General features: G+C 67.2%; 12 protein-coding genes and 1 pseudogene. 9 read left to right on the forward strand and 4 right to left on the reverse strand.

All coding sequences use genetic code 11. From position 1 onward, the window contains the following. Positions 1 to 159: 159 nt before the first annotated feature. Positions 160 to 789: a tyrosine-type recombinase/integrase gene (locus tag BM140_RS21480; protein ID WP_091950952.1), complete on the reverse strand. Its 630-nt coding sequence runs from the start codon at positions 787 to 789 to the stop codon at positions 160 to 162. A 667-nt stretch (positions 790 to 1,456) separates the two neighbouring features. Between BM140_RS21480 and BM140_RS26125 the strand changes: the two genes are divergently transcribed. From BM140_RS26125 to BM140_RS21500, 4 genes and pseudogenes are all read left to right on the forward strand, one after another. Next, positions 1,457 to 1,603, forward strand: a complete 147-nt coding sequence (locus tag BM140_RS26125) for a hypothetical protein (RefSeq protein WP_207549492.1) — start codon at positions 1,457 to 1,459, stop codon at positions 1,601 to 1,603. A 99-nt stretch (positions 1,604 to 1,702) separates the two neighbouring features. Next, positions 1,703 to 1,897 (forward strand): annotated as a pseudogene (locus BM140_RS26420) (hypothetical protein); the annotation flags it as partial. A gap of 38 nt (positions 1,898 to 1,935) precedes the next feature. After that, the gene (locus BM140_RS21495) at positions 1,936 to 2,268 is read left to right on the forward strand and encodes a hypothetical protein (protein WP_091950954.1); all 333 of its coding nucleotides are present in this window, start codon (positions 1,936 to 1,938) and stop codon (positions 2,266 to 2,268) included. 131 nt (positions 2,269 to 2,399) lie between these two features. Continuing rightward, complete coding sequence (locus BM140_RS21500; protein ID WP_244535566.1) at positions 2,400 to 2,768, forward strand: hypothetical protein; 369 nt, start codon at positions 2,400 to 2,402, stop codon at positions 2,766 to 2,768. Positions 2,769 to 3,297: 529 nt separating this feature from the next. On the opposite strand, the gene BM140_RS21505 is transcribed toward BM140_RS21500, so the two are convergent. Both BM140_RS21505 and BM140_RS21510 read right to left on the reverse strand, forming a co-directional pair. Continuing rightward, positions 3,298 to 3,579: a DUF2312 domain-containing protein gene (locus BM140_RS21505; protein ID WP_091950956.1), complete on the reverse strand. Its 282-nt coding sequence runs from the start codon at positions 3,577 to 3,579 to the stop codon at positions 3,298 to 3,300. A 71-nt stretch (positions 3,580 to 3,650) separates the two neighbouring features. Continuing rightward, on the reverse strand, positions 3,651 to 4,142 hold the full coding sequence (locus BM140_RS21510; RefSeq protein WP_091950958.1) for a Ros/MucR family transcriptional regulator: 492 nt from the start codon (positions 4,140 to 4,142) through the stop codon (positions 3,651 to 3,653). Between the two features lie 284 nt (positions 4,143 to 4,426). Here BM140_RS21510 and BM140_RS26635 point away from each other — a divergent pair, with 284 nt between their 5' ends. The 3 genes from BM140_RS26635 (at position 4,427) to BM140_RS21520 (ending at position 7,725) form a co-directional block, all read left to right on the forward strand. Beyond that, on the forward strand, positions 4,427 to 4,552 hold the full coding sequence (locus tag BM140_RS26635; RefSeq protein WP_280142620.1) for a hypothetical protein: 126 nt from the start codon (positions 4,427 to 4,429) through the stop codon (positions 4,550 to 4,552). Between the two features lie 61 nt (positions 4,553 to 4,613). Further along, on the forward strand, positions 4,614 to 4,826 hold the full coding sequence (locus BM140_RS21515) for a hypothetical protein (protein ID WP_091950960.1): 213 nt from the start codon (positions 4,614 to 4,616) through the stop codon (positions 4,824 to 4,826). A 445-nt stretch (positions 4,827 to 5,271) separates the two neighbouring features. Then, the gene (locus BM140_RS21520) at positions 5,272 to 7,725 is read left to right on the forward strand and encodes a PAS domain-containing protein (protein WP_091950962.1); all 2,454 of its coding nucleotides are present in this window, start codon (positions 5,272 to 5,274) and stop codon (positions 7,723 to 7,725) included. A gap of 345 nt (positions 7,726 to 8,070) precedes the next feature. Here BM140_RS21520 and BM140_RS21525 read toward each other — a convergent pair whose 3' ends face one another. Then, positions 8,071 to 8,316 carry a hypothetical protein gene (locus tag BM140_RS21525; RefSeq protein ID WP_091950964.1) on the reverse strand — a complete coding sequence of 82 codons (246 nt, stop codon included), beginning with the start codon at positions 8,314 to 8,316 and terminating at the stop codon, positions 8,071 to 8,073. Positions 8,317 to 8,561: 245 nt separating this feature from the next. Between BM140_RS21525 and BM140_RS21530 the strand changes: the two genes are divergently transcribed. Then, positions 8,562 to 10,796 carry a CHASE3 domain-containing protein gene (locus tag BM140_RS21530; RefSeq protein ID WP_091950966.1) on the forward strand — a complete coding sequence of 745 codons (2,235 nt, stop codon included), beginning with the start codon at positions 8,562 to 8,564 and terminating at the stop codon, positions 10,794 to 10,796. Between the two features lie 92 nt (positions 10,797 to 10,888). Next, positions 10,889 to 11,158: transposase (locus BM140_RS21535; protein ID WP_165616522.1), on the forward strand; the 270-nt coding region annotated here is incomplete at its 3' end.

The following is an 11,158-nucleotide window of genomic DNA, read 5'->3' on the forward strand; positions in this document are numbered from 1 at the left end:
CCAGAGCAGACAGGCCACTACTGGCCAGAAGTTGCCGAACCGGGTCCATTGAACTGCCTGGAAGCGGACATTCCGACCGTCTGCAATGGGTCATTCGGCACCCTGGGGGGGCGACGATCCTGCAGGCACGCCGCGGCTATTTCGACCGCGGCGTCCGGTTCAGATTTCGGTCTGCTCTGAGAGGATCAGCGCGTCGTCAACCTCAATGCCGAGGTAGCGAACCGTGCTCTCCAGCTTGGTATGGCCAAGGAGCAGCTGGCAGGCTCGGATGTTGCCAGTTCGCTTGTAGACCAACGCCACCTTCGTGCGGCGCAGGCTGTGCGTGCCGAACGCCGCAGGGTCCAGGCCGATGAGGGCGACCCACCGGTCTACCAGCCGACTATAGTGCCGCGTCGTCAGATGCTCTCCAAGTCGGCTGCGGCTCGGGAACAGCCAGTCGCCGGCTTTCAACCTGCGCGCAGTCAGCCAGGCCGTGAGAGCCTCGCGGGTCGGTTCGGTAATCTCGAACGGAACCGGCCTGCCGGTCTTGCGCTGGCAGACGGTCGCTCGAAGACGCACGGCGTCGCCCAGGTAGATGTCGCTCACGCGCAGGCCGACGAGATCACACCCGCGCAGCTTGCTGTCGACGGCAAGGTTGAACAGGGCAAGGTCTCGCGTGCGGTTGGCGAGCTGGAGGCGCGTGCGCAGGGCCCAGATGTGCTTCGGCTTCAGCGGCGGTTTGGGGCCGACGATACGGCCGCGGTTCCAGGGAACACGTGTGCTGGTGGGAACAGTGACAACTTCGGGCATGACAGGCTCCTGGGTTTAGGAGCTCGTCATCAGTAATCCGATGCTGTCGCTGAGCCCAACGTTGAATGACGGCTCTCTGCAACACAAGCCGACATTGGCGCTGGCGGGCCTGAATCGCTGCTCCCGACCCAGAGCGGGCTCCGACAAGGTCCGCTTCCGGGCAATCTGACAAGTGGTGCGGGCGACTGTTGGCCGTAAGTGGACCGACGGCTTGTCAACGGCTCAGCCGGAGAATCGAACGGTTGATTTTCCTAAGCGACCCTCGCAGCTCCGATACTTCGCAGCCAGAGCTCGTGCGGTGCGCCTGTTGCCGTCCGGAACGCGCTGCAGGTAGGCTGCAAAGAGGCGGTTCGGATGCACGCTGGGTGATGTCTCGATCGTGGTACCGCAGCGCGGGGAGCCGTCTAGGTGCCACGCTTCGGGTAGGCCGTACAGCAACCTCCCTCCTCGAAGCGTTGCGACATGGCGCGGATCAGCTTTCGACGATCAGCGTTACGATGCGCCGAAATCCTTAATCCATAAGTCGTCAAGGATCGTTCGCCATTCGGTTCTGCCCGTGTGCTGGCGCACCGCACTGAACCTACCGCTCCTGTCAGTCTCAAGCGGTCACGTTGCCGCCGCGATTGCGCCTAAACATTGGGCGAGCAGTTAACGGCAGAAGCTGAAGATGTCGAACGGCACGGCGACCTTCTTGATCATCATCGCCGCGGTCAGTGCCTCGTTCGGTGCTTTGCACGGTTATCTATTCAACGATGGCCCGACACTCCCCGGCATCATCTACGGCACGTGTGTCGGCGTTCTGGTCATTGCCTAAAAGCGCGGCGTCGTCCTGGCAGGCTACAGCAAGTGGCTTCGACGCCTGCCTACCCTAGCCTACCTCGCCGCCGCTGAGGTGAGCCTCGTGCTCGCGACCATCCGAACGACACGGGTAGTGCTCGCCACCGCGCACCGGAACCACGACACGGCCGACAACGCGCCTGCCAACCTCGCGGCGTGGTGTCAACGCTGCCACATGATCCACGACAGGCCGGAGCACGTCCGGCGGCGGTGGCTGACGGTTTTCAGGCGGAAGGCGCTCGGCGACCTGTTCCACGGGCCCTACGGATAGGTATGATCGTACTAGATCGCACCCCGTAGGAGTAGGTCATGACATCGACGCTGCCGATCGATCCAAAGCCGGGCGATATCGCCACGCCTGACGGCAAGATCATGTGCCGAGACATGGAGTTGCACGAGTTCGGCTATTTCACCGTCAGCTACGAACAGGCGCAAGTCGCGCGGCAGTACGGTTGGGGCTGCCGGGCAGGTGTCGTCCTCGACGGAGAACATGACGACGAATGGAGTTGGGAGCACGCTGAGGAAGAGCGTCGAAGCGCGCTTGAGAATGGCGAGGAGCCACCCCGCGTTCGCATCTATCGAGAGTCACCTGCGTCCTGTCCGATTGACACGCCTCTTTCGTGCCGCCTTGAAGGCAGGTAGCCGGCGCGCTCGCGCACGGGAGCCGAAACAGCTCGACCGCGGCGATCGGGGAACGGCTCCCACCAACGTATAGACGATCTGCGCGGCTGCATCACGCTCGGCCTCGTCAGCGTCGTATCGAGCCACACAAAATGCACGATATCGATGCGCGTTATGAAATCAGCCCATTTGCTTCATTGCTGCACTGCACGCACATTCAGCCTCATGAAGCGACGGCGACCCGCCGCAAGAAGACGAACAGGCTGAACATCATGACCAAGCAGATCATCTCGCGTGCCGCCGCCGGTCTGGCGCTGACCCTTCTCGCCACCTCTGCCTTCGCGGGCGAGCCGGGCAACATCGACAACGCCAAGACGGTCGGCGCGCTCGCCCTGGAGACGCAGGGTCTCGCTACTGACACCGGCTCGGTGCACCGCCAGGGCGGCTACGCCCTTCCCGGCGCCGTCCAGTGGAAGGTCCCGGCCGGCGACGACCGGGTACAGCAGGCCGCTGCCTTCTAAGGGCGCCCCAAAGAAACCCCGGCCCCGCCGCCCGATCTGCTCACGGGCTGGCGGGTGCCTTGTGAGTGGCCCTCAGTCGTTATCGTTATGGTGCGCCCGAACCGAAGCTAGATTTTCGCTGCGTGCCGTCTTCGTGCGAGCCTGCGAGATAACCTTCGCGGTCGCAGGTGAGCGCCGCTTTAGCCAAGCATCATGCCGGCCGAGTGGCCGCCGGATAGAACGAGATTGATTCGGGTTCATCCAGCCCCCCAGAACGATGGAGAACCGGTCCCTGATCATGCGTCGCATCGCAATGGCTATTTTTGCGACGATCTTGAAGGGTGAGGCTCAGCAGGTCCGTCGAGCCGAGAACTGATGCGCCTTCGTGCCGGCGCCTCGGCGAAGCGCGAATGGACGATGCTGAGCACAGGGGCATAGCCAACCGACTGAAGAGGCAGGCCTAAGAAGCATCTGGTTGAAGCCGCAGCTGAGCCCAAATCTGCCGACGGTTGAGCCCCGCCCGGTTTTGCTCCGGCCGAGGCTGAAGGGATCAGGCCGCCTGAGCCATCGGCACCGGGCTCGGCGCATCCATGGCCCGCAAGTAGACTTCCAGCAGGCTTTCGTGCTCGTCGCGCTCGTCCTTGTCCTGCTTGCGCAGCTTCAGGATTTCCTTAAGCACCTTCACGTCGAGCCCTTCGCCTTTAGCCTCGGCAAAGATCTCCTTCTTAGTCTCCATGAGATCCTTGATCTCTTCCTCGATCCGCTCAATGCGCTCGATGATGGAGCGGATACGCTCGCCCGCGACGCCTACCGTGTCCGTGGTCTCGGTCATGCCTTCCTCGTGCTCACCGTGGGCGCGCAATCTCGCGGCTCACGGTAAGCGAGGCGTTAATGCGATGTGCGTCAGGCCGGTTCGGCGACCTTACGGGGGCGGCCGGCACGCTTCGGCTTCGCAGCCGGTTCAGGAACAGGCTCCGACGCGACCTCGACCTTCCGACGCTGCTGACCAAGCCCAATCCCCTTGGCGAGGGCCGAGCGTGCCGCCGAGTAATTTGCAGAGACGGATGGATAGTCATTCGGGAGGCCGTAGCGGGCGCGGTACTCCTCCATGCTGAGCCCGTGCGCCGTGAGATGCCGGCGCAGCGTCTTGTAGGGCTTGCCGTCGATGAAGGAGATCAGCGCATCGGGCTTCATCGATTTCCTGATCTGCGCGGTGGTGGCCTTCTCGGTCTCCGGCTCGGGTGCAATCGGCGCCGAGGAAACGCTGCTCAGCGCGCCATGCACTCGAACGAGGAGCGCAGGTAGCTCGGCAGCCGGAACCGAATTGTTGCTGACATAGGCTGAGATAACGTCGGCGGCCATTAGCAGCAGGCCAGTTGGTGCACTGTCACTCATGTTAGTTTGCTCCTTATAAATTCAGAAAGATCATGAAAATGCGCGATAAGCAACATATGACAGTCCGTCAGTCACATGGTTTTGTCGATGCTGCCACATGATCCACGACAGGCCGGAGCACGTCCGGCGGCGGTGGCTAACGGTGTTCCGGCGGGAGGCGCTCGGCGACCTGTTCCGCGGGCCATATGGGTGAAGCCAGACCCCAATCAGCTTGACCATGCGAGGGGCGGCTGAGTGGTAAGCGGCACCTTAAAGTCTCCCGCGAGCGCGAGGCCGCCGCGGCCATGGCGACCGACGAAAAGCAGGACCGCGAGCACCTGCTCGGCATGGTCCAGACCCTGCAGGCCGGGAACGCCGCGCTCGCTTCCCGGGCCCAGGCCGCCGAGGACGAGGTCGCGCGTCCAGGCTAGGCTCACCAAAGTCGAGAACCAACTCGACCGTTTCCGCGCCGAGCAGTTCTGGGACCGCGTCATGCAGGAGATAGCCGAGCTCCTCGTCGAGCGGGGCGGTCTGACGCCGTCGGAGATCCTACCGGGGCTCAGGGCGGTGACGGTCCGCGGCGCCACCCTGCATAAGGAGCCGCTCACGCCGGGCACCCTCAAGAACAAGATGGACGTCCGCGTCTTCCACGGCCGGTACTTCGAGGCGCGGGACGAGGGCCGCTACGCCCGTCGGGCCGGATGAGTGCAATTGTGGCCATCCGGTAAGTCCGACCGCAATGCCGTGGATCAGCCGCGACCTCTCGGCAACTTCCGCGTTATCCTCGGCTGTCGAGCGAGGGGCGTGGCGATGGAAGGCGACAAGGACACCGACGACCTTCCCCCGGTCACGGAGGACATTGGCCTGCCGACGCCGCACAGTCCCAGCCGCGTGCCCCCGCCGAACCTGCCGCCGGCCGCTCCCGGGGAGGGTGACACCGGCGGCGAGCATCCCGCGCCCGCGCCGCTAGGAGGCGAGGCGTGACAGGCCGTCCGATTGCCCGGACCACCTTCGTGGGCGATAGGCCCCGCATGCAGGCCCGGCCCTCGTTCGTTCACCGTTCACTTGGCTCGCGCGTAAGCCCGAACCTCCTTCAGGCAGCCCTCGCGGTTCGTGCAGGCCGCCCCGCGGTCGCGGGGTCGGGTCCGGCGTGAGCGACCCTTTCCGATTTCTCCCGTCGGGCGGCGTCACCGGCGCCGAGATCCGCGCGCGCGACTGGTCCGACACCTCCCTCGGTGCGCCGGAGGCTTGGTCGCCGTTCCTGAAGGCTACTCTCGCGCAGATGCTGTCGTGCCCCACGGCGATGTTCCTCGCCTGGGGGCCGGACCTGCTCTGCTTCTACAACGACGCCTACCGCCCGATCCTCGGCTACCGCCTGGACACGGCCCTGGGACGGCCCTTCCGGGTGGTATGGGCAAGCATCTGGGACGAGATCGGTCCCCTCGTCGATGCGACGCTCGCCGGCGAGAGCACCACCGTTACCGACATGCCGCTCGACCTCTCGCGCGACGGCAGGCCCGAGCGCGGCTGGTGGTCCTTTAGCTACTCGCCGGCCATCGACGAGGCCGGCGGGGTCGCCGGCCTGTTCTGCGTTACCGCCGAGACCACCGCCCGCGTCCTCGGAGAGGCGGCCCTGCGCGAGAGCGAGGACCACTTCCGGCACACGGTCGAACTGAACCCGCAGGTCCCCTGGACCTGCGACCCGGCAGGCAACATCACCTCGTTTTCGAACCGCTGGCTGACGCTGACCGGCCAACGGCCACACGAGACCTACGGGTCCGGCTGGATCAAGGCGGTCCACCCCGAGGATGTCCCGTCCACGGTGACGGCCTTCACGGCCTGCCTCGCCTCGGGCGACCCCGTCGACGTCGATTACCGGCTCCGCATGGCCGCGACGGGCGATTACCGCTGGATGCGCGCCCGTGCCCAGCCACGCCGGAACGCAACCGGCGCCATCGTCTCCTGGTACGGCGTCGTCGAGGACATCCACGACCGCAAACTCGCCGAGCGCGACCTGCGCGAGCTTAACGCGCACTTGGAACGTCGCGTCGAGGAGGTGCTCGCCCAGCGTAAGCTCTGGGCCGACGTGTTCGAGGTCACCGACGCCCTCGTCTGCGCCCTCGGTCCCGACTACCGGCTGCTCGCCGTCAACCGCGCCTACGCCGACGAGTTCGAGGCCATCTACGGGGTCCGCCCGAGGGTCGGCGACGACCTGATCGGCCTCCTGTCACACGTTCCCGGGCAGCAGGCGCAGGCGCGGACAGTCTGGACGCGGGCGCTGTCGGGCGAGGCGTTCACGCTTGTCGACGAGTTCGGCGACCCCGACCGCAAGCGGCCCTGCTACGAGCTGACCTTCACCCCGTTGCAAGACGCCGACGGCGAGCGGATCGGCGCCTTCCAGTACGCGACCGACGTCACCCAACGGCTGCGCGACCTGGAGCAGCTCGCCAAGGCCGAAGAAGCCCTGCGCCAGGCCCAGAAGATGGAGGCCGTCGGGCAGTTGACCGGGGGCGTCGCGCATGACTTCAACAACCTGCTGACCATCATCCGCTCGTCGATGGACCTGCTGCGCAAACCCGACCTGCCGGAGGAGCGCCGCCGCCGCTACATGGACGCGGTATCCGACACGGTCGACCGCGCCGCCAAGCTGACCAGCCAGCTCCTCGCCTTCGCCCGCCGCCAGTCGCTGATGCCCGAGGCCTTCGACGTCGGCGCGCGCATCGCCGCGACCGCGGACATGCTGGCCACGGTCACGGGCGCCCGCATCCGGGTCGTCGTCGAGGTGCCGTCCACGACCGCTTGCCACGTCTTCGCCGACCCGAGCCAGTTCGAGACCGCGCTGATCAACATGGCGGTGAACGCCCGGGACGCGATGGACGGCGAGGGCACGCTCACGCTGAGGCTCGAATGCCGACGCGGCCTGCCGGAGATCCGCGGGCACGCCGGCACGAGCGGACCGTTCGTGGCGGTCTCCGTCACCGACCAGGGCGTGGGCATCGACCCGGCGAACCTCCCGCACATTTTCGAGCCCTTCTTCACGACCAAGGAGGTCGGCAAGGGTACGGGGTTGGGCCTTAGCCAGGTCATCGGCTTCGCGAAGCAATCGGGCGGCGACGTCGACGTCGCGAGCCGGCCGGGCCGGGGGACGACCTTCACCCTCTACCTGCCCCAGGTCGAGGCGCCCGCGACGGACGCCCCGGACGAGCCGAAGGCCGTCCTGGACGGACGGGCGCTCCGCATCCTCGTCGTCGAAGACAACCTCGACGTCGGGCAGTTCTGCACGCAAATCCTGGAGGAACTCGGCCACACCACCGTCTGGGCGAAGAACGGCGAGGAGGCCCTCGCCGAGGTCGAGCGGGACATGGACCGGTTCGACGCGGTGTTCTCGGACGTGGTGATGCCCGGAATGGGCGGCGTCGCGTTGGCCCGGCGCCTACGGGCGCTCGTGCCCGACCTGCCCATCATTCTCACGTCCGGCTATAGCGACGTGCTAGCCCGCGAGGGCACGAACGGGTTCGACCTCGTGCGCAAGCCCTACTCCGCCGCCCAGGTCGCCGAGGCGTTCCGCGCCGTCCCGGGGCGGTTGCGTATCCCCGCGAGCTGATGCGGGGGACACGGAGACGTGACAACGACGTCCCGGATCTCAGGCCCGGTTGATCGGGCCCGGCGGCTGCGGCGCCGGCGGCTCGGCCGGCGGATAGCCTGCGGGCGGGGTTGGGTCCGGCGGCGGGTCGCCGATGGGCGGCAACGGGTCGTCGCCCGGGTGCGGCGTGTCTGACCGCATCATGTGGCCCCTGTCGGCTCCCGGACCGGGAGCGGAACCCAACGCACGACGGACCCGAAGGTGGCGCCCGGCCCTGAGGCCGAGCGTCACCCACACGGAATGACCGGACCGGGGGGCTACAAGGCAAGGGCCGCCGTCCCGGCCACGATGCCGGGGCGGTCCCGTTCAAGCCATGAGGCGGCGCGTGTTGTCGGCCACCAGTTCCCGATAGCGCGCGACGACCTCACCGTGGCTACCGCCGGTCATCAAGGTGTTCGTCGCCTCGATCGCGGCCACGACTTTCTCGCCCACCATGGACACCATCTCGGCCTGGGCCTCGGCCCCGCCCCAGGCGATCCGCACCAGCCGCAACTCGATGACCTTCTGCGCCTCGAAGGCGAGCAGGAACGCGGCATAAAAGGGATTCGGCATGGAGGCTCCGGTCGGTCGATCTCGTCGGATAACTCCGAGAGCCGGCTCGATGTCCGCGGAAGGCTACGCAGGCGACCCATCCGCTGGGCGCACGGCCATCGCCTTCGAACGCCCGCAATCGCCGCTTAGGCGGTAACTGCGGAAATGCGGGAAGTCGTTGCCCTCATGTCTCGTTTCCGGCCAAGGTCGCACCGCGCTTGCGCTTGGCATCGGACCCGCACGCGACGTGCGCAACCACGGACACCATGACCCAGTACCTCGTCAGGCGCGCCAACGTCCTCGTCCTCGGCGTGCTGATCGCCATCGTCGCCCTGGTCGGCGCGGTGACCTGGGAGCGGTTGAACGCCTCGCGCGAGGCCCGCGCCTGGTCGCAGCACAGCTACCGCGTGCTCAACACGACCAAGGACCTCGCCATCGCCCTGCGCGATGCCGAGCGCGGGCAGCGCGGCTACGTCCTCACAGGCCGGGACGAGTACCTCGGCCCCTACGACGCGGCGCGCGACCGCCTCGGCCTCCTTCAGGGCGAGCTCCAGAAGCTGACCGCCGACAACCCCGTGCAGCAGGACCGCATCCGGGCGCTCGCCCCGGCCATCCAGCACAAGCTGGAGGAACTCGCCCAGACGCTGCAGGCGCGCCGCGACGGCGGACTGGAGATGGCCCTGCGCATCGTCAACGGCGACGCCGGGCGCAACCACATGCAGGACGCCGAGAACATGCTCTTGGCTATGCTGAACGACGAGCAGCGGCTCCTCGACGAGCGCCTCGCCCAGAACGACGCCCGCGCGGCCTGGGTGCGCTGGATGGTCATCGCCGGCTCAGTGCTGGCCGTCCTCATCCTGCTCTGGGCGGCACGCCTCCTGAACCAGGCGTGGTCGCGCTCCTACCGAACCGAGGCGGAGCAGCGGGCGCTGGCCCTGCGCCTGCGCACCACTCTCGACAGCCTCAGCCAGGGCGTCGCCGTGTTCGGGCCCGACCGCAAGCTCGCGAATTGGAACGAGTGCTTCCAGGTGCTGCTCGACCTGCCGAAGGCGATGCTGCGGCCGGGCACTACCTATGGCGCCTTCGTCGAGCACACCGGCGAGCCCGGCCGCCCCGCCCTGGAGAACGAGGACCAGGTCCGGCACGGCAGCCGGAATCCCGGCGAGGCCGTCACCTACGAGCGCGAGCGCGAGGACGGCCACCACCTGGAGATCCGCCGGACGCCGATGCCGGACGGCGGCTTCGTCCTGACGATCTCGGACATGACCAAGCGTGCCCAGGCCGAGGCCGTCCTGCGCGAGGCCCAGAAAATGCAGGCGGTGGGGCAACTCACCGGCGGCATCGCGCACGATTTCAACAACCTGCTGCAGGTCATCCTCGGGAACCTGGAGTTCGTCCGGGCCAAGCTCGACGGCGACGCCAAGCTCCAAACGCGCATCGAACGCGCGGCCTGGGCGGCCCAGCGCGGCGCGACGCTGACGGGGCAACTCCTCGCCTTCGCGCGCAAGCAGCCCTTGGCGCCCGCGCCCGTGGACCTCGCCGCGACGATGCCGGACCTGATCCCGCTCCTGCGGCGCACCCTCGGCGAGCACATCGAGGTGCGCTACGTCGAGACCGCCGGGCTTTGGCCGGCGATGGCCGACCCGGCGCAACTGGAGAGCGCGGTCCTCAACCTCGCCTTGAACGCCCGGGACGCGATGCCGGGCGGCGGCAGGCTCACCATCGAGCTCGGCAACAAGGTCCTCGACGAGGCCTACGCCCGGGACAACGCCGAGATCGAGCCGGGCGACTACGCGATGGTGGCGGTCTCGGACAGCGGCCATGGCATGACGCCCGAGGTCGTGGCGCGCGTATTCGAGCCGTTCTTCACGACCAAGCCCGACGGCAAGGGCACGGGGCTCGGCCTCGCCATGGTGTTTGGCTTCGTCAAGCAGTCGGGCGGGCACGTGAAGATCTATTCGGAGCCCGGCGAGGGCACGACGGTGAAGATCTACCTGCCCCGGGCGGTCGGGGCCGTCACCGCGGCCGGTCAGCGGACCGCGGTCCCAATCGAGCTGCCGCGGGGCTCGGCCACCGTCCTGGTGGTGGAGGACGAGGCCGGCGTGCGCGAGATCGCCTCAGCGATCCTCTCCGACCTCGGCTACCGGGTCCTTCAGGCGGCCGACGGCGAGGAAGCCTTGCGCGTGTTCGGCGCGAACGTCGCCACCGTCGACCTGCTGCTGACCGACGTGGTCCTGCCCGGCAAGGTGCGTGGCCGCGAGCTCGCCGAGCGGGTGCAAGCCCTGCGGCCGGAGGTGCCGGTGGTGTTCATGTCCGGCTACACCGAGAACTCCATCGTGCACCACGGGCGGCTGGACGAGGGGGTGCATCTCGTCGGCAAACCATTCAAGCGCGAGCAACTCGCGTGCAAGGTCGCCGAGGTGCTCGCGGCCTCCGCCGCGGCGACGCCCGGGGCTGCGAACGTCGTCGCCCTGCGCCCTAAACGGGACGCGGGCGCGTGAGGCCGAAGTTTCAAGCCTAGATTTAATGACCTGACCGGCTGGCTTTGGACCGGGCTGATTGAGAGGATCAGCCAGGACTGAAGGAGTCGGACATGCGGCGAGGTCAGAAGACGAGCGCGGAGCAGGTTGTGCTGAAGCTGCGCCAGATCGAGGTGCAGACCGCCCAGGGCAAGAGCTTGGCGTTGGCGTGCAAGGAGGCAGAGATCTCCGAGCAGAGCTATTACCGCTGGCGCAAGGAGTACGGCGGCCTGCAGGTCGATCAAGCCAGGAAGATGAAGGATCTTGAGCGCGAGAATGCTCGGTTGCGCCGCCTCGTGGCGGATCTATCCCTGGAGAAGCAGGTGCTGGCGGACGTCGCCTCG

Origin of the sequence: Methylorubrum salsuginis (assembly GCF_900114375.1) — a bacterium.
In the GTDB taxonomy this organism is placed as follows: Bacteria; Pseudomonadota; Alphaproteobacteria; order Rhizobiales; family Beijerinckiaceae; genus Methylobacterium; species Methylobacterium salsuginis.

Bases quoted from the DNA above. Each gene is read 5' to 3' on its own strand.
- BM140_RS21530 (WP_091950966.1), top strand. From the start codon at position 8,562: ATGACCCAGTACCTCGTCAGGCGCGCCAACGTCCTCGTCCTCGGCGTG.
- BM140_RS21515 (WP_091950960.1), top strand. From the start codon at position 4,614: ATGCAGGAGATAGCCGAGCTCCTCGTCGAGCGGGGCGGTCTGACGCCG.
- BM140_RS21505 (WP_091950956.1), bottom strand. From the start codon at position 3,579: ATGACCGAGACCACGGACACGGTAGGCGTCGCGGGCGAGCGTATCCGC.
- BM140_RS26635 (WP_280142620.1), top strand. From the start codon at position 4,427: ATGGCGACCGACGAAAAGCAGGACCGCGAGCACCTGCTCGGCATGGTC.
- BM140_RS21500 (WP_244535566.1), top strand. From the start codon at position 2,400: ATGCACGATATCGATGCGCGTTATGAAATCAGCCCATTTGCTTCATTG.
- BM140_RS21495 (WP_091950954.1), top strand. From the start codon at position 1,936: ATGACATCGACGCTGCCGATCGATCCAAAGCCGGGCGATATCGCCACG.
- BM140_RS21480 (WP_091950952.1), bottom strand. From the start codon at position 789: ATGCCCGAAGTTGTCACTGTTCCCACCAGCACACGTGTTCCCTGGAAC.
- BM140_RS21525 (WP_091950964.1), bottom strand. From the start codon at position 8,316: ATGCCGAATCCCTTTTATGCCGCGTTCCTGCTCGCCTTCGAGGCGCAG.
- BM140_RS21510 (WP_091950958.1), bottom strand. From the start codon at position 4,142: ATGAGTGACAGTGCACCAACTGGCCTGCTGCTAATGGCCGCCGACGTT.
- BM140_RS26125 (WP_207549492.1), top strand. From the start codon at position 1,457: ATGTCGAACGGCACGGCGACCTTCTTGATCATCATCGCCGCGGTCAGT.